Origin of the sequence: Paraburkholderia sp. BL18I3N2 (assembly GCF_003001875.1) — a bacterium.
GTDB lineage: Bacteria > Pseudomonadota > Gammaproteobacteria > Burkholderiales > Burkholderiaceae > Paraburkholderia > Paraburkholderia phytofirmans.
This window is the reverse complement of the sequence record NZ_PVNC01000021.1, coordinates 23,136-39,846: the sequence shown is the minus strand read 5'-3', so window position 1 is coordinate 39,846 and position 16,711 is coordinate 23,136. Positions and strand designations below refer to the sequence as shown.

Annotated in this window: 13 protein-coding genes; 3 read left to right on the top strand and 10 right to left on the bottom strand. The window is 60.7% G+C overall.

From position 1 onward, the window contains the following. Positions 1–25: 25 nt before the first annotated feature. The 7 genes from B0G75_RS33885 to B0G75_RS33855 all read right to left on the bottom strand — a co-directional run bounded on the left by B0G75_RS33885 (position 26) and on the right by B0G75_RS33855 (position 8,048). Entirely contained in the window at positions 26–1,690 is a 1,665-nt protein-coding gene (locus B0G75_RS33885) for an ABC transporter substrate-binding protein (RefSeq protein ID WP_106314190.1), read from the bottom strand. A 316-nt stretch (positions 1,691–2,006) separates the two neighbouring features. Continuing rightward, entirely contained in the window at positions 2,007–3,026 is a 1,020-nt protein-coding gene (locus B0G75_RS33880; protein WP_106314189.1) for a HoxN/HupN/NixA family nickel/cobalt transporter, read from the bottom strand. Between the two features lie 18 nt (positions 3,027–3,044). After that, on the bottom strand, positions 3,045–3,560 hold the full coding sequence (locus B0G75_RS33875) for a cupin domain-containing protein (RefSeq protein ID WP_106314188.1): 516 nt from the start codon (positions 3,558–3,560) through the stop codon (positions 3,045–3,047). 176 nt (positions 3,561–3,736) lie between these two features. Continuing rightward, entirely contained in the window at positions 3,737–5,842 is a 2,106-nt protein-coding gene (fusA, locus tag B0G75_RS33870) for an elongation factor G (RefSeq protein ID WP_106314187.1), read from the bottom strand. Positions 5,843–6,166: 324 nt separating this feature from the next. After that, the gene (locus B0G75_RS33865; protein ID WP_106314186.1) at positions 6,167–6,685 is read right to left on the bottom strand and encodes a DUF192 domain-containing protein; all 519 of its coding nucleotides are present in this window, start codon (positions 6,683–6,685) and stop codon (positions 6,167–6,169) included. Between the two features lie 145 nt (positions 6,686–6,830). Beyond that, positions 6,831–7,025 carry a hypothetical protein gene (locus B0G75_RS33860; RefSeq protein ID WP_011489640.1) on the bottom strand — a complete coding sequence of 65 codons (195 nt, stop codon included), beginning with the start codon at positions 7,023–7,025 and terminating at the stop codon, positions 6,831–6,833. 453 nt (positions 7,026–7,478) lie between these two features. Further along, a complete protein-coding gene (locus B0G75_RS33855; protein WP_106314185.1) occupies positions 7,479–8,048 on the bottom strand; it encodes a pseudouridine synthase in 570 nt (189 codons plus the stop codon). A 315-nt stretch (positions 8,049–8,363) separates the two neighbouring features. On the opposite strand from B0G75_RS33855, the gene icd reads away from it, so the two are divergent. Next, the gene (gene icd, locus B0G75_RS33850; RefSeq protein WP_106314184.1) at positions 8,364–9,620 is read left to right on the top strand and encodes an NADP-dependent isocitrate dehydrogenase; all 1,257 of its coding nucleotides are present in this window, start codon (positions 8,364–8,366) and stop codon (positions 9,618–9,620) included. Positions 9,621–9,902: 282 nt separating this feature from the next. On the opposite strand, the gene B0G75_RS40905 is transcribed toward icd, so the two are convergent. Continuing rightward, positions 9,903–10,151 carry a hypothetical protein gene (locus B0G75_RS40905; RefSeq protein ID WP_181309410.1) on the bottom strand — a complete coding sequence of 83 codons (249 nt, stop codon included), beginning with the start codon at positions 10,149–10,151 and terminating at the stop codon, positions 9,903–9,905. A gap of 258 nt (positions 10,152–10,409) precedes the next feature. Then, on the bottom strand, positions 10,410–10,616 hold the full coding sequence (locus tag B0G75_RS33840) for a cold-shock protein (protein ID WP_007180614.1): 207 nt from the start codon (positions 10,614–10,616) through the stop codon (positions 10,410–10,412). Positions 10,617–11,165: 549 nt separating this feature from the next. On the opposite strand from B0G75_RS33840, the gene clpS reads away from it, so the two are divergent. Together clpS and clpA are read left to right on the top strand one after the other, a co-directional pair. Next, positions 11,166–11,480 (top strand): ATP-dependent Clp protease adapter ClpS, encoded by a 315-nt coding sequence (clpS, locus tag B0G75_RS33835; RefSeq protein WP_012434130.1) that lies wholly within the window; start codon positions 11,166–11,168, stop codon positions 11,478–11,480. After that, complete coding sequence (gene clpA, locus B0G75_RS33830) at positions 11,477–13,774, top strand: ATP-dependent Clp protease ATP-binding subunit ClpA (protein WP_012434129.1); 2,298 nt, start codon at positions 11,477–11,479, stop codon at positions 13,772–13,774. Before clpS ends, clpA begins: the two co-directional genes overlap by 4 nt. Positions 13,775–13,841: 67 nt before the next feature. On the opposite strand, the gene B0G75_RS33825 is transcribed toward clpA, so the two are convergent. Beyond that, on the bottom strand, positions 13,842–16,352 hold the full coding sequence (locus B0G75_RS33825) for a hypothetical protein (RefSeq protein ID WP_106314183.1): 2,511 nt from the start codon (positions 16,350–16,352) through the stop codon (positions 13,842–13,844). Positions 16,353–16,711 lie beyond the last annotated feature (359 nt).

Sequence of the window (16,711 nt, the reverse complement as noted above, 5' to 3'; positions counted from 1 at the left end):
CGCGCCGGCGCTCAGGCATTCAACATCACGCGCTCAACACCGCGCGGTCGAAATAGAGTTGCGCGAGTGCGGTGAAGCGCACGCCGTTCACACCCTTGCGCATGGCGATCAGTTGATCGTAGAAGAACGGAATGATGATGGGCGTTTCGTCGAGCAATAGCGTCTGGATCTGCCCGGAGATTTTCTTCTGCGAGCCGAGATCGATGGCGGCGACGAATTGCGCGACCAGTTGATCGTATTGCGGATTCTTGAAGTGCGCGGCGTTCCACGTGCCGGTGCTGGTGAGCGGCGCATTCAGGAACACGTTCGGCACGCCGCGATGACCGTAGTCGGTAATGCCGAGCGGCGAGTCGAGCCAATCCGATTTGCCCGGCGTGCCCGCGCCGTAATACAGCGACTGGCTCTCGACCTTCAGATTGATGCGCACGCCGATCGCCTTCGCCGCGTTTTGCACGACCACCGCGAGATCGGGAATCTCCATGTATTTTTCGGTGGTCAGCGTCACGTCGAATCCGTTCGGCACGCCCGCTTGCGCAAGCAACTGCTTCGCTTTCGCGACGTCGATCTTGCGTTGCGGCACGCCCGCATCCGACGACGGAAACACCGGCGCGAACGGACTGTCGTTGCCGAGTTGCGCGCGCCCTTTGAAGAGGCCGCGCACCAGCACGTCGCGATCCAGCGACAACGCCAGCGCCTGGCGCACGCGCTTGTCCTTGAACAGCGGACTGTCGTTGCGCATGTGAATCTGCCGATGCGCGCTCGACTTCACGCCCACGGCTTTGTAATCCGGATTGTTCAGAATTCCGGCGCCGCCCTGCACGGTGAAGGTGCCCATCACGTCGGCCTGGTGGCCTTGCAGCGCGAGCAATTGCGCCTGCTCGTCGGCGTAGAAGGAGAACTGTACGCGTTGCGGTAACGCTTTGTCGCCCCAGTAATCGGGATTGCGCACGAACGATGCGCCCACCTTCGCCTGATACTTTTCGAGCTTGAACGGACCCGTGCCGATGAAGCTCTTTTCATAACCGCCCGCATAGTTCGCGGGCAGGATCACGGCGTTGTAATTGTCCGAGGAAACGTAGTAGGGGAAATTGCCGTTCGGCGCATCCAGATGGAACGCGACCGTGTGGTCGTCGACCACTTTCGCGCCGCCTTTCGACAGCACGCCCTTGAGCACGGACAGCGCGGCCGAGCCGCTTGCCGGGTCGGCGAGGCGGTCGAAGGTGGCGGCCACGTCTTTGGCGGTGAACGGCTGGCCGTCGTGGAACTTGACGTTCGGACGCAGCTTGAAGGTCCACACGTCGCCCTTGTCGTTCGGTTTCCACGACAAGGCGAGCGCCGGCTTCAGCACGAGCTTTTCGCCGTCGTCGTCGATCAGGAATTCGCCGGTCTGGTTCAGCAGCGCGAGACTGGCGGCGTCGGTCACCGTGAGCGGATCGACCGCGCCCGCCGGCGTCAGGTGAGCCACGCGGATCGTCTGATTCGACGCGCCCGCAGTGCCTTGTGCCTGTGCTCGCGGCGCATTCAGCACGCCGCCGCCGACCAGCGACAAACCGATCACGCTGGCATAGCGCAGCAGATCGCGGCGCGTGATGCGGCCGGCGAGGAATTCGTCGATGGCGTGGTTGCCGTAGGCGTCGGCGGTGAGGCGGGCTGCGTCGAGTGCGAGAAATCGGTCCGCGGGAGTCTTCATCGATGGAGTGTCCAGTCCGTTCTGTTGCCGGTTCTGAAGGGCCGCGCCGGATGCGCGCGACAGGCGACGGTATTGCAATGACGAAAGCGTCGAGGCGAAGCGGGTTTAGTGTAAGCGATTGCTCATGGATTCGGAGCGCTTGCGCCGCCGCCGGGTTCACGTTTGGCGGATAAAAGGGCGGCTGTGTATCGTCACCACAACGTTTGTCGCGGTTGTGCCGCGAGCCATGTCTGCGACGCCCGCCGCTGCGGCAGCGCAACGGCCAATGCGGCGAATGGAAACCTTACCGACCGCGACGCGCGGCAGGGTGTTGGATTTACCGCGCGACCGCGTCCGGGCGCCGCCAGCGGTGGAACAGCACCGAGCCGATCCAGCACGCCATGAACATCGCGACGATGCCATAGCCCAACGCGCCGAAGCGCTCGTTCACGCTGGCCACCGCTGCCCAGACGCCGCCGTTCAAGCCGAGCTTGTCCGACAGCAGACCGAGCGCCTCGACGCCGCCGATCACGATCGCCACCACCGCCGAAACGAACGTGATGCTCGCGTTGTAGTAGAGCTTGCGTTTCGGGTCGTCCATAGCCCAGCCGTAGGCGTGGACCATCAGCACGTTGTCGGTCGAGTCCACCAGTGTCATGCCGGCGGTGAAGAGTGCGGGAAACACGAGAATCGAATAGAGCGGCAGACCTTTGCCGGCCTCGGACGCGGCAATCGCCAGCAAACCGATCTCGGTCGCGGTGTCGAAGCCAAGGCCGAACAGCACGCCGACGGGGTACATGTGCCAGCTTTTCGTCACGAGCCTGAAGAGCGGTCGCAGCGCGCGCGACAACAGACCGGCCGGTGCAATCGAATCCGCCGTTTGAGCGGGTAGTTCGCCACCGCGTTGAACGTGCCGATAGCGGCGCCACATGTCGCGCAGAATCACGAGGTTGACGGCGGCCAGCATCAGCAGAAAGCTCGCGGAGACAAGCGTGCCGATCGTGCCGCCGACGGCTTTGAACGTCTCGAAACGGCCGTGCAGCGAATGCGCGGTCCACGCGATGCCGATCGTCGCGAGAATCACGATCGTCGAATGCCCCAGCGAAAACGACAGCCCGACGCCGAGCGGACGCTTGCCGGTTTGCATGAGCTTGCGCGTGACGGCGTCGATCGCCGCGATGTGATCGGCGTCGACCGCATGACGCAAGCCAAAGCCATACGCGAGCAGCGCGGTGCCGAGCAGCAGCGGGTAGTGGCGAAACGCGATCAGCGCCCACGCCCACGCGCCGAGATTGGCGGCGATCAGCACGGCGTACAGCGTGAATAGGCGTGGGCGCAGGGAAGCGGTCGGCGTCATGAGTCGCGTGGGCAAAAATTAGTGATCGTGCGGATGCTTGTGAATCGGATCGACCCAGAACACCGTTTCGGGCTGTTCCACCGCGTCGATGTTCAGATTGACCACCACCGCTTCGTTGTCGCTGCGCACCAGCACGCATTCGAGCGGGTCGTCCGTGCTCGCGTTGATTTCCTGATGCGGCACATACGGCGGCACGAAGATGAAATCGCCGGGGCCGGCTTCCGCGGTGAATTCCAGATGCTCGCCCCAGCGCATGCGCGCCTGGCCGCGCACCACGTAGATCACGCTTTCGAGCGCGCCATGATGATGCGCGCCGGTCTTCGCATTCGGATGGATCGTGACGGTGCCGGCCCAGATCTTCTGCGCGCCGACGCGCGCGGCGTTGATCGCGGCCGCCCGATTCATGCCCGGCGTCTGCGCGGTGTTGGTATCGAGCTGATCGCCTTTGATGACCTTCACGCCGTGTTCGCGCCAATCGACCGGCGCAGCCGGCGGCGCGTCCTTGTAATGCGGGTGTTCGTGATCCTGGCTCATGATGTGTCTCCTCGAGGGCGAGAGTCCCGGCGTTCGGCACGGCGCCGTCTGGCATTTTTGCATGTTCAAAAACGCGCGTGTGAAGAAGCCCTGTGTGCGGCGCAGCGGACAAAAAAAAGCCCGTCCACAGGGGACGGGCTTCGAGCCGTTGGCGTGTGCTGCCTCCGGCGTTGTGCTTACTTGTGCTTCGCGTTGATCACGGCTTCAGCGACGTTGTTCGGCGTTTCCGCGTAATGCTTGAACTCCATCGTATAGGTCGCGCGGCCCTGCGTCGCGGAACGCAGCGACGTGGAGTAGCCGAACATTTCCGCAAGCGGTACTTCGGCGCGCACCAGCTTGCCGCCGCCGCCGGCGATGTCTTCCATGCCTTGCACCATGCCGCGACGGCTGGACAGGTCACCCATCACGTTGCCCATGAAGTCTTCCGGCGTTTCCACCTCGACGGCCATCATCGGTTCGAGCAGCACGGGCTTGGCTTTGCGCATCGCTTCCTTGAAGGCCATCGAGCCGGCCATGCGGAACGCGTTTTCGTTCGAGTCGACATCGTGGTACGAACCGAAGGTCAGCGTCACCTTCACGTCGACCACCGGATAGCCGGCCAGCACGCCGGCCTTCAGCGTTTCGACGATGCCCTTGTCGACTGCCGGAATGTATTCGCGCGGAATCACGCCGCCCTTGATCGCATCGACGAATTCGTAACCCTTGCCTTGCGGCGCCGGCTCCAGCGTGATCACCGCGTGGCCGTATTGACCGCGACCGCCCGACTGCTTGACGAACTTGCCTTCGACGTCTTCGACCTTGTTGCGCACCGTCTCGCGATACGCGACTTGCGGCTTGCCGACAGTCGCCTCGACGCCGAACTCGCGCTTCATGCGATCGACCAGAATTTCCAGGTGCAACTCGCCCATGCCCGAGATGATCGTCTGGCCGGATTCTTCATCCGTCTGCACGCGGAACGACGGATCTTCCTGGGCAAGACGGTTCAGCGCGATGCCCATCTTTTCCTGGTCGACCTTGGTCTTCGGCTCGACAGCCTGCGAGATCACCGGCTCCGGGAAGATCATTCTTTCGAGGATGATCACGTTGTTCGGATCGCACAGCGTGTCGCCCGTGGTCGCTTCTTTCAGGCCGACGGCCGCGGCGATGTCGCCCGCGTAGACTTCCTTGATTTCCTTGCGCTCGTTCGCGTGCATCTGCAAGATCCGGCCAAGACGTTCCTTCTTTTCCTTGACGGCGTTGTAGACCGTGTCGCCCGAATTCACCACGCCCGAATAGACGCGGAAGAAGATCAACTGGCCGACGAACGGGTCGGTCATGATCTTGAAGGCGAGCGCCGAGAACGGATCGGTGTCGGTCGGATGGCGCTCGATTTCCTTGTCGTATTCGTCGTGGCCGGTAATAGCGGGCACGTCGACCGGCGAGGGCAGATAGTCGATCACCGCGTCGAGCATGGCTTGCACGCCCTTGTTCTTGAACGCGCTGCCGCACAGCATCGGCACGATTTCGTTGGCGATGCAGCGCGTGCGAATGCCGTACTTGATTTCCTCTTCGGTCAGCGTCTCGCCACCGAGGTATTTGTCGAGCAATTCCTCGTTCGCCTCAGCCGCGGCCTCGACCATTTTGTCGTGCCATTCCTTCGCGGTCGCCGCGAGTTCCGGCGGAATATCACGGTATTCGAACTTGATGCCCTGGTTCTCTTCGTCCCAGTAAATCGCCTTCATCTTGACCAGATCGACCACGCCCTGGAAATGATCTTCCGCGCCGACCGGAATCTGGATCGGCACCGCGTTGCCCTTCAGGCGATCGCCGATCTGCCGCTGCACGCGGAAGAAATCCGCGCCGACGCGGTCCATCTTGTTGACGAACGCAATGCGCGGCACCTTGTATTTGTTCGCCTGACGCCACACGGTTTCCGACTGCGGCTGCACGCCGCCGACCGAGTCGTACACCATGCACGCGCCGTCGAGCACGCGCATGGAGCGCTCCACTTCGATTGTGAAGTCGACGTGTCCGGGGGTGTCGATGATGTTGATCCGGTGTTCCGGATAGTTGCCGGCCATGCCCTTCCAGAAAGCGGTGGTGGCCGCCGACGTGATGGTGATGCCGCGCTCCTGCTCCTGTTCCATCCAGTCCATCGTTGCCGCACCGTCGTGAACCTCGCCGATCTTGTGGGTCACGCCGGTGTAGAACAGGATGCGTTCAGTGGTGGTGGTTTTGCCGGCATCGATGTGAGCGCTGATGCCGATATTCCGGTAGCGCTCGATGGGAGTCTTGCGGGGCACGTGAACCTCCTTGGAATGGCGCGCCTGAAACGCTTGCCGGGCGGCAGTCTGTGCTGCCCGGGGAGCTTTGGGTGCTGCTTTACTAAGATTACTAGGATAGCGCGTCGGCCCGTCTTTTGCAGGAATCTTGCCAGCCGGACGCGAAGGCGTGCTGGCAAGGCTTCGGCTGCCGGCGCCGCGCGCTTCGTTGCGCCACAAGGCGCGCTTGTATCGCGTGGTCAGATGCCGCGGCGCAGAAAAGAAAAAAACCGGCGCCTCGAAACGAGGCGCCGGCTCCTGGAAAGCGGTGGGGCGAAGCGGCAGTGTCTGCGCGCGACTAGCGACTTATTGCGCGGCCGGCAAACCCTGAATCTTCATCCCGGGTTTGATGCCCTTCGACGTGAACCAGCCTTTGCTCATCTCCAGCGCATATACGCCGTTGTTCTTCGGGCAGTGATTATTGGTGGTCTCGGCCTGCATCTCGTCGATGTCGGTGACCGTGCCGTCGGCGCGCATGAACGCGATCGACAGCGGGATCAGCGTGTTCTTCATCCAGAAGCAATGCACGGCATTTTCGCCGAAGACAAACAGCATGCCTTCATTCGGCGCGAGGCTCGTGCGATACATCAGCCCTTGCTCGCGGTCCGGGTCGTTCGCGGCGACAGCGGCGTCGATCACGAACATGCCCGCGGTCAGCTTCGCGCGGGGAAATTCGCTAGGCTGTTTGGCGCCGGCCGGCATCTGCTGCGCATGCGCAGGCGCGGCGGTAGTAGCGACCAATGTGATCGATGCGGAAAGCGCGGCGAGCGGCAGTGCAACGGCAACAGCAAAACGCGCAATCAACGAGCGCATGGAAAATCGCACGGCATGACTCCTTGCTGGAAATTAACCCGCGAATGTTACGCGAGCGCGTCAAAAACAAAAAGGCAGATCGCCTTGCGGTGATCTGCCTTTCAACGCCGTAAGAACGGCAGTGAAGCTAGTTCTTGACTGCGTTTTTACAACAAACTTACTCCGAAGCGCCCGAAGCTGCAGCAGCTGCTGCTGCCTTCTTGTGCGACTTCTTGTGAGCGTGCTTCGTGGTCTTCTTTGCCGACGAAGCTGCTGCTGCCGGAGCTGCCGAAGCTGCTGCCGGTGCCGAAGCTTGTGCGAATGCTGCCGTTGCGAAGAGACCAGCGACCAGAGCGGCGATCAGTTTGTTCATTTTGTGAATCCTCAGCTTTAGTTAATTAACCAAATGACCCGGTTATATATGGAGTCATGTCGGTAAACGTGCCATCCACCTTTCGGTTGACATCCGCATCGACAAATTTTTCGACACGTCTGCTTTAGCGCTCAGACTGCCCGCACCTACCGCAAGAGCGGCTTGCACAAAGGCCCTTAAGGCTGAATGCCGGATAGCTTTAGGCGGCATCTGCGTCGAATAACGCCTGAGCTCGCGCACCGGTTGACGTGAATTTTGTGGAAAAGTTATATGCGCTTGCGTTGATGCGGATGAGAGACTGCGGCGTACGCGCGCATGCAACTGTTTCACGCGTTTTCACACTGGTTTCACGCGCTCTTTTGTTTGCCGATACAACGAGTTAGCTTATCTGTTGGTAACGTGAATCGCAGGCGTGTCGTGGATTCGATCGTCAGTCGACACGTGTGCGGATGATCAGGCGACGCCTTCCCACGGCGCCTTCGGTGGCAATTCGACGCTCTCTCCCGGTTGCAGTTCCAGCGAAAAAATGTCGAGCGCGCCGATGCCGACACGTACTAATCGCAGCGTCGGAAACCCCACCGCGGCTGTCATGCGACGCACCTGGCGATTCTTGCCTTCGGTGATCGATAGCTCTATCCATGTAGTCGGTATCGCGGCGCGAAAACGGATCGGCGGCGTGCGTGTCCAGAGCGCGTCGGTCGGCTCGACGTATTCCGCGCGGCAGGGCTGCGTCACGTAGTCGCCGAGATCGACGCCGCGCGCAAGCTTTTTCAGCGCGGCCGCATCGACGGCGCCTTCCACTTGCGCCCAGTAACGTTTGACAAGCTTGTGACGCGGCTCGGCAATGCGCGCTTGCAATGCGCCGTCGTCGGTGAGGAGCAACAGGCCTTCGCTGTCGGAGTCGAGCCGGCCCGCGGGATACACGTCGGGCACCTTGACCCAGTCGGTCAGCGACGCGCGCGTCTCGTGCGGCGAGAACTGACAGATGGTGCCGAACGGTTTGTTCAGAGCGAGAAGGTGCATAGGAAAAAGAAGAATGACGTAGCGAGGCTTGTGAAAGCGCCAAGTGGCACCGGGCCGACCGCAAATGGCGGGATAATAAAGCAAAATGCGCGACCAGATACCTTTAGTCTTATATAAGACATAAGACTTGTGTCTCACCGTTTCGCATCGTCCATGTTGGAAAACCCCGAGCCGTCGCGGCCTCGAAGCGGCGGCCGCGTGGGCTAGAATAGCGGCCAGGCCGCTTGCAGTTGTCCGGCATTGCGCGTAGCGAGGAGCGCCCCATTTCGCAGTCTCCCCATCAGCTTTCAGCACAGCCTTCACTGGAGTCCGATCATGCCGTATCAGCACATCAAGGTTCCGACCGGTGGTGACAAGATCACCGTCAACGCCGATTTCTCGCTCAACGTGTCCGATCAGCCGATCATTCCGTATATCGAAGGCGACGGCACCGGCCTCGACATTACGCCGGTCATGATCAAGGTCGTGGACGCCGCGGTCGAAAAAGCGTACGCCGGCAAAAAGAAAATCCACTGGATGGAAATCTACGCCGGCGAGAAATCGACCAAGGTGTATGGCCCGGACGTGTGGCTGCCGGAAGAGACGCTGCAGGTGCTCAAGGAATACGTCGTGTCGATCAAGGGCCCGCTCACCACGCCGGTCGGCGGCGGCATCCGCTCGCTGAACGTCGCGCTGCGCCAGGAGCTGGACCTGTACGTGTGTTTGCGTCCGGTGCAGTATTTCAAGGGCGTGCCTTCGCCGGTGCGTGAGCCGGAGAAGACCAACATGGTGATCTTCCGCGAGAACTCGGAAGACATCTACGCCGGTATCGAATGGCCGGCCGAATCGGAACAGGCGAAGAAGGTCATCAAGTTCCTGCGCGAAGAGATGGGCGTGAAGAAGATCCGCTTCCCGGATACGTCGGGGATCGGCATCAAGCCGGTGTCGCGTGAAGGCACGGAGCGTCTGGTGCGCAAAGCGATTCAATACGCGATCGACAACGAACGCCGCTCGGTCACGCTGGTTCACAAAGGCAACATCATGAAGTTCACCGAAGGCGCGTTCCGCGACTACGGTTATGCGCTGGCGCAAAAAGAGTTCGCCGCGGAACTGATCGACGGCGGCCCGTGGATGAAGATCAAGAATCCGAAGACCGGCGGCGACATCGTCCTGAAGGATGTGATCGCCGATGCGTTCCTGCAGCAGATCCTGCTGCGTCCGGCGGAGTACGACGTGATCGCCACGCTCAACCTGAATGGCGACTATGTGTCGGATGCGCTGGCCGCGCAGGTCGGCGGTATCGGCATCGCGCCGGGCGCGAACATGTCGGATTCGGTCGCGATGTTCGAAGCCACGCACGGCACGGCACCGAAGTACGCCGGCAAGGACTACGTGAATCCGGGTTCGGAAATTCTCTCGGCGGAAATGATGCTGCGCCATCTCGGCTGGACCGAGGCGGCGGACCTGATCATCAAGTCGATGGAAAAGTCGATTCTCCAAAAGCGCGTTACGTACGACTTCGCGCGCTTGATGGAAGGCGCGACGCAGGTGTCGTGCTCGGGCTTTGGCCAGGTGCTGATCGAGAATTTGTGAAGCGCGGTTCGCGCTGAACTGATGCAGGCCGTATCCGCAACCCCGGCGCTGAGAAGCGGCCGGGGTTGTTTGTTTTGGGCGCGCGGAATGTCGCGAGTTCGAATGCATCGCGATAACGCAAAAAACGCGCGATAGCTTCGCCGGCGCGGCCGTCACGAGCGTCATAGGCATTGCAAACCGTTATTGAGATGCCTGCCTTGCGGCGTCGGTTAAGTTACGCCGCAGCGAGCGCCCGCTCGCCCGGCGCGAGGCTCGTGCGACCTGGTCCGAGCCTCGGCCGCGTCACTGCATGCAAACACAATAACGATGAATACGAACCTCACACCCGTCGTCGCGAACCTCTATGTCGCCACGCCGAGCTATGGCGCGGTCGTCACCACCGGCTAGGCGCGCGGGCTGCTGGATCTGCACGATCTGGCGCAGCAATACGGCTTCGGCGTGCGCGTGAACTTCAACAGTTTCGACAGTCTCATCACACGCGCCCGCAACACCATGGTCGCGGAGTTTCTCGCCGAGGATCGATTTACGCATCTCATGTGGATCCATAGGTCTGGAACTGCAGCGCGCGACGATGCGCCATACCGCCGCATAGGCGTGGCGCCGGCGCTGCCTGCCGACGCCTGGGGCGAAAACGACGCACGGCCATCATCGCAAAACCGGAAGCCGGCATTAAACCGCAGCCCTACCCGATATGTGGGACGTGCGTTCAATCAGCACGACTAGATACTGACGTCCAAAAAAAGAAACCCGGCACGAAGCCGGGTTTCAAAGGACGGGTATCGAGCAGTATCAGGCAGGTGCCTGGATGTTCGATGCCTGTTTGCCTTTCGGGCCTTGCACGACCTCGAAGGTCACCTTTTGGCCTTCCTTGAGGGTCTTGAACCCATTCATCTGGATGGCCGAGAAGTGTGCAAACAGATCCTCACCACCTTCGTCAGGCGTGATAAATCCGAAACCTTTTGCGTCATTGAACCATTTGACCGTACCAGTTGCCATTCCAACTTCCCCTGTAACTCATGTCACTACCACGAGCCCTCGAAAAGCTCGACGACCGCGCGATGCAGCCGCTCCCTCCTCACAAGCTCACCATCGGCATTTTTTCGAAATTATGGCGCAGTGAAAAAAGTGCCAGCTTGATTGTTGAGGCTCTTTATTCGGGTGTCAAGAAAATTTTGAGATGCAGTTGTGACGTTGCAAACAGGCCATTTCCAGGGTTTTTCCCGCTTTCGTTATGTGCGGTTGCGCAAGCGGGCCGTCTTGAAAAGTCGCATAATCGACTCACATGCTGTTCTGCGGCGCGCTCCGCTCAAGTTGAGTCCAGGCGAGCCGTCAGCCAGTTAAGGCAGGTTGTGCGATACTCGATCCGACTGCGGTGCAACACGACCGCAAGGCATCACAGGATAGGGGCCGGCTCCGCAATCGGCTCGTCGATTTAACGCACCCATGGCGGGTAATCACCCATCAGGCGGTAGCGAACGGGCTCACCGGCCGGTTGCCGGGTTTTGACAGGATTGCGGGCCTGTCCTAGTTGTTTAGAATGGGTGTATGGCGATTATCCCGGACAAGCAGGACGGCACCGTACTGGAGCGGCAGGAGAAAAAGCTCAAGCCGCCATCCATGTACAAGGTGGTGCTGCTGAATGACGACTTCACGCCAATGGAATTTGTCGTGATGGTCGTGCAGGAATATTTCAATAAAGATCGTGAAACCGCAACACAGGTAATGTTGAAGGTGCATCGCGAGGGCAGGGGAGTTTGTGGGGTCTATACGCGGGACATCGCGTCGACCAAAGTCGAGCAAGTCGTTACCCACGCACGGCAGGCCGGGCATCCGCTGCAGTGTGTGATGGAGGAAGCATGATTGCCCAGGAACTGGAAGTCAGCCTGCACATGGCGTTCATGGAAGCACGCCAGGCGCGGCACGAGTTCATAACGGTCGAACATCTTTTGCTGGCACTGTTGGACAACCCAACGGCCGCGGAGGTGTTGCGTGCATGCGCGGCCAATATCGAGGATCTGCGCCAGAACCTGCGCAACTTCATTCATGACAACACGCCGACCGTGCCTGGCACGGACGACGTCGACACGCAGCCCACGCTGGGATTCCAGCGTGTGATCCAGCGCGCGATCATGCATGTGCAGTCCACCTCGAATGGCAAGAAGGAAGTGACTGGCGCGAACGTGCTGGTGGCGATCTTCGGCGAGAAGGATTCGCATGCGGTGTACTACCTGCAACAGCAGGGTGTGACGCGTCTGGACGTGGTGAATTTCATCTCGCACGGCATCGCCAAGACGAGCAGCACGGACGCCGCGAAAGCGAGCGACGCGAATGCCGAGTCCGACGAAGCCGCCGCGCAGAAGGAAACCCCGCTCGCGCAGTTCACGCAGAACCTGAACCAGATGGCGAAAGACGGCCGCATCGATCCGCTGATCGGACGCGAGTCGGAAGTCGAGCGCGTGGTCCAGGTGCTGTGCCGCCGTCGCAAGAACAATCCGCTGCTAGTCGGTGAGGCGGGCGTGGGCAAGACGGCGATCGCCGAAGGTCTCGCCTGGCGCATTACGCGCGGCGAAGTGCCGGACATTCTCGCGGATGCCCAGGTGTATTCGCTCGACATGGGCGCGCTGCTCGCCGGCACCAAGTATCGCGGCGACTTCGAACAGCGTCTGAAGACGGTCCTCAAGGAATTGAAGGAACGTCCGCACGCGATACTGTTCATCGACGAAATTCATACCCTGATTGGCGCAGGCGCTGCGTCGGGCGGCACGCTGGACGCGTCGAACCTGCTCAAGCCGGCGTTGTCGTCGGGCACGCTGAAGTGCATTGGCGCGACCACGTTCACGGAATATCGCGGCATCTTCGAAAAAGACGCGGCGTTGTCGCGCCGTTTCCAGAAGGTCGACGTGACCGAGCCGACCGTCGAACAGACGGTGGCGATCCTGCGTGGCCTGAAGTCGCGTTTCGAAGAGCATCACGGCGTGAAGTATTCGTCGGGCGCGCTGTCTGCGGCGGCTGAGTTGTCGGCACGCTTCATCACGGATCGTCATTTGCCGGACAAGGCGATCGACGTGATCGACGAAGCGGGCGCGGCGCAACGCATCCTGCCGAAGTCGAAGCAGAAGAAGACCATCGGCAAGAACGAGATCGAGGAAATCATCTCGAAGATCGCTCGCGTCCCGCCGCAAAGCGTGTCGCAAGACGATCGCAGCAAGTTGCAAACGCTGGATCGCGATTTGAAGAGCGTGGTGTTCGGGCAAGACCCGGCCATCGATGCGCTGTCGGCCGCGATCAAGATGGCGCGTGCGGGTCTCGGCAAGCTGGACAAGCCGATCGGCGCGTTCCTGTTCTCCGGCCCGACCGGTGTCGGGAAGACCGAAGTGGCGAAGCAGCTGGCGTTCACGCTGGGTATCGAACTGATCCGCTTCGACATGTCGGAGTACATGGAACGTCATGCGGTCAGCCGGTTGATCGGCGCGCCGCCGGGCTATGTCGGTTTCGACCAGGGCGGTCTGCTGACCGAAGCTGTCACGAAGAAGCCGCATTGCGTGCTGCTGCTCGACGAAATCGAGAAAGCGCATCCGGACATCTACAACGTGCTGCTGCAGGTCATGGACCACGGCACGCTGACGGACAACAACGGCCGCAAGGCGGATTTCCGCAACGTCATCATCATCATGACGACGAATGCGGGCGCCGAGGCAATGGGCAAGTCGGTGATCGGCTTCACGAATCGTCGGGAAACCGGCGACGAAATGGTCGACATCAAGCGCATGTTCACGCCTGAGTTCCGTAACCGTCTGGACGCAACGATCAGCTTCCGCTCGCTCGATGAAGAAATCATCATGCGCGTGGTCGACAAGTTCCTCATGCAGCTGGAAGATCAGCTGCACGAGAAGAAGGTCGATGCGCTCTTCACCGACGCGCTGCGCAAGCATCTCGCCAAGCACGGTTTCGATCCGTTGATGGGCGCTCGGCCGATGCAGCGTCTGATCCAGGACACGATCCGTCGTGCACTGGCCGACGAACTGCTGTTCGGCAAGCTGATGAACGGCGGCCGCGTGTCGGTCGACGTGGATGCCGAAGACAAGGTGCAATTGACCTTCGACGAACATCCGGCGCCGCGCAATCCGAATCCGGAAGCAGTGGAAATCGAGTAGGCATACGCGGTAGTACTGACAAAAAACGGCGTGGACCTGGTCCACGCCGTTTTTTTTCGAGCCGACGTTATTGATCGAACGTGATTGGCTTGTTCATGTAGGCGTTGAGTTTCTGTCTTGCCCAAGGCTCGGGATTACCGATCGCGGAAACGATGCCGGTCGTCGCGCCACCGCCGAGCAGCACGGTGAAGATGCCTCGCAACGGGAAGTCGGCGTACAGAGGGTTCGAAACGTCGAATGGTTCGGAGCGGATGAACATGTCCTCGGCCGTAGCACCCATGCTTTGCTGGAACGCTTCCGGGAACTGCAACGCGAGAATGACGGGATGCACGTTGTGGTAGTCGGAGCCGATTGCAGGATCGCCGAGCAGACAACTCCCGCCCGTGCCCCAGTGTTGAGAGTCGAAATTCGTCGCGACCGGGTCGGTCGTGTTCGGAATGCGGCTCGCGGGTATCTGCCATGGCATCACCGGCAATTTGAGCGCGCGGCTGACGGCCTTGCAGAAATCGAAGTAGCGATCCCATTCGCGAGGGCCGTAGCAGTAGCCGTTCACGTAGGCGCGTTGCGTGAAGTCGTCGGCTTCGTAGCGGTCGATCGCCAGGAAGTCGGGCGCGTAGGGCGCGTTGTAGACGCCGAGGCTCGTCACATAGTCCGCAGTCTGTTGCGCCATCTCAGCCGGATCGGTGTCGTCCGCGTAGATCCATTCCGAGAAGCCGACCCCCCAGAGATTGATCTGCCAGCCGAACGTCACGCTGGGCGCAACCGTGCGCGTCAGCCAGTTCACTGCGAGCACGTAGCCCGCAATGGTCTCGCTGACGTCGGCAGGAATGGCGGCCGTGATCGACCAGCGGTCGAGTGCTTGCTGTAGCGGCCCACGTACGGGCATCGGATAGGTCGCCCCGTAGTTGGCTTGCTGGCAAGCGCCCAGAAAGTCAGGGTTCACAATAAAGCCCGCGGGGACCGGGTGTTCGCTGTCGACGGCCTCCATCGCGATGTTGAGCGCCAGAATGTAGTTGGAAAAACTGTGCGCGTGAGCGTCGGCGTTGGCGAGGATGGTGGGCGTGTCGCCGAGCGACAGATTGCAGGTGTACGACACCATGACGGGCAAGACGGGCTGAATGTTGCCCAGTTGGCTTTCGACGGTGCGCGCGAGCGTGATGGTCGCTCGGGTCTGTGGGTCGTCGGTCAGATAGACGGACGAATCGCCGGCGCCGTCGGTGCCGGCGTAGTCGAAGACCGAGGTCGCACGTGCCGCAGCGAAGTCCGCCTGATTGGACGGCGTCAGGTTGGCGCAGCCGCCGAAGCACAGGTAGGCGGGAAAGCCGCGCACACCGAGATTTGCCGATGCCTCGATCGTCACGTCGAGTTCAGCGCTGCCGCTACCTGGCACGCTCAGATGCGACGGCGTCTCGACTGCGTAGACTACGCTGGCGGAGAGGAAATCGTTGGCCACTACGGTGTAGTCGCCCGGTTGAACCAGGGCCGAGAAAGCGGTCTGTTGCGACGTTGCCGTAACGTTCTGCAGATAGTTCATGCTGCCGCCGATCAGACGCAACGGGAGCTGCCGGTCGAGCGGGTCGTCGGCGGTGACATTGATCGCGACCCTGACGTATCCCGAGGTGTCGGCGTTTTCCGTATTCACCATGGAATTGTCGATGGCTACGGTCTGCAGTGCGTTCGTCAGCGTGACAAGCGGGACGTCGAACGAATAGTCGACATTGTCGAGTGCGATGTTCTGAATCGACACTCGTGCCGTGCCCGATGGCGGCAGCTTGCGCAGGGAAGTTACGTGGTTGGTCGTCGTGGCGAATGCGGCCAGCGTTTCGCCCGTCGTGCCGTCAGTCAATGTGACGTTGAGTGTTTCGGTCGATAACCCTGACAGCGACCCAATCGAAATATCAAGCGCGCAATAGTATTCGACGGGAGCGAATGTCACCCCGAGCGTGGCCGTCGCGCCAGCCACGACGTCGATCGTGTTGCGGTCGATCACCAGCGGCGCTATGACCGTCTGATCGCTTGTGCTGACACTGTCGCCCGTCACCGCGTAGGTCCCCTGGTCGACGGTGATGCTGTCAGTGGCCCCATAGCCAAGCGGCATCGTAACGTCTGCGCTCCCTCGCGTGAGGGTGAGCACGGGCGCAATGCCGGCGAGCGCCGGATCCGGCGCGGGCGCACAAGTCGCAGACACCGTCCCGGTGATGGCCGGCGCCTGGTCGGCGGCGAACACGAATGAATCGAGCCAGGTTTGCGAGTTGGTCAAGAGATCACCGTTCACGCCGATCGTAATCTGGTCGGCCGGCTGCATCGTATAGCTGGTCGTGTAGCGGATCATGGCCGTGACATCGAAGGTGCCGTCGCCGATCTGCGTGGCGTCCGCGGTGATGGCGCCGATGACCCATGTGCCAAACGACGGCTGGATAGCCGTGGCGTCCAGATTGGCCGGCGAGCGAAAGTTGAACTCGAGGAACTGGTTGACGGCGACCGCGCTACCGTCTTCATAGCGCAGGTTGGAAACGATGATCGTGCCATACCATTCGTTAGCGCCTGAACCAACGATTGCATCATATTCGATCTTCATACAAGCTCCATTCAGCGTAGACCGGCGAACATCGAGCACCCGCATGGGCTAAAAAAGAGTTCTGTCCGGACGGTTGATTATCAGCAATACGTTAAAACTAATACGTATGCCTAAATAACAAGTCTGATATAAGAATGTGCTTTCGGTCTTTAGCCTCCTGCGTTTGCGTGGATAAGAGTGGGAAAGGCGAGCAGTAAGGCGGCCGAATGTCGATTAATTTTTTAGGCCGAGTGAATCGTTAGTGATGTTGATTGATTTATAGGTGGGGGGTGGTCATGTCCAAATGGGACAAGTCCGAATTTAATCTGCCGCTCGCGAAAGGCGCGAGGGATATGTGAAGGGGGAGGGAACCGTGCTGA

What these genes read in the sequence shown, in the direction of transcription:
- B0G75_RS33875 (WP_106314188.1), bottom strand. Translation starts at nt 3,560, where the DNA reads ATGAGCCAGGATCACGAACACCCGCATTACAAGGACGCGCCGCCGGCT.
- B0G75_RS33880 (WP_106314189.1), bottom strand. Translation starts at nt 3,026, where the DNA reads ATGACGCCGACCGCTTCCCTGCGCCCACGCCTATTCACGCTGTACGCC.
- clpA (WP_012434129.1), top strand. Translation starts at nt 11,477, where the DNA reads ATGATTGCCCAGGAACTGGAAGTCAGCCTGCACATGGCGTTCATGGAA.
- icd (WP_106314184.1), top strand. Translation starts at nt 8,364, where the DNA reads ATGCCGTATCAGCACATCAAGGTTCCGACCGGTGGTGACAAGATCACC.
- B0G75_RS33825 (WP_106314183.1), bottom strand. Translation starts at nt 16,352, where the DNA reads ATGAAGATCGAATATGATGCAATCGTTGGTTCAGGCGCTAACGAATGG.
- B0G75_RS33855 (WP_106314185.1), bottom strand. Translation starts at nt 8,048, where the DNA reads ATGCACCTTCTCGCTCTGAACAAACCGTTCGGCACCATCTGTCAGTTC.
- B0G75_RS33860 (WP_011489640.1), bottom strand. Translation starts at nt 7,025, where the DNA reads ATGAACAAACTGATCGCCGCTCTGGTCGCTGGTCTCTTCGCAACGGCA.
- B0G75_RS33885 (WP_106314190.1), bottom strand. Translation starts at nt 1,690, where the DNA reads ATGAAGACTCCCGCGGACCGATTTCTCGCACTCGACGCAGCCCGCCTC.
- clpS (WP_012434130.1), top strand. Translation starts at nt 11,166, where the DNA reads ATGGCGATTATCCCGGACAAGCAGGACGGCACCGTACTGGAGCGGCAG.
- B0G75_RS40905 (WP_181309410.1), bottom strand. Translation starts at nt 10,151, where the DNA reads ATGCGTAAATCGATCCTCGGCGAGAAACTCCGCGACCATGGTGTTGCG.
- B0G75_RS33840 (WP_007180614.1), bottom strand. Translation starts at nt 10,616, where the DNA reads ATGGCAACTGGTACGGTCAAATGGTTCAATGACGCAAAAGGTTTCGGA.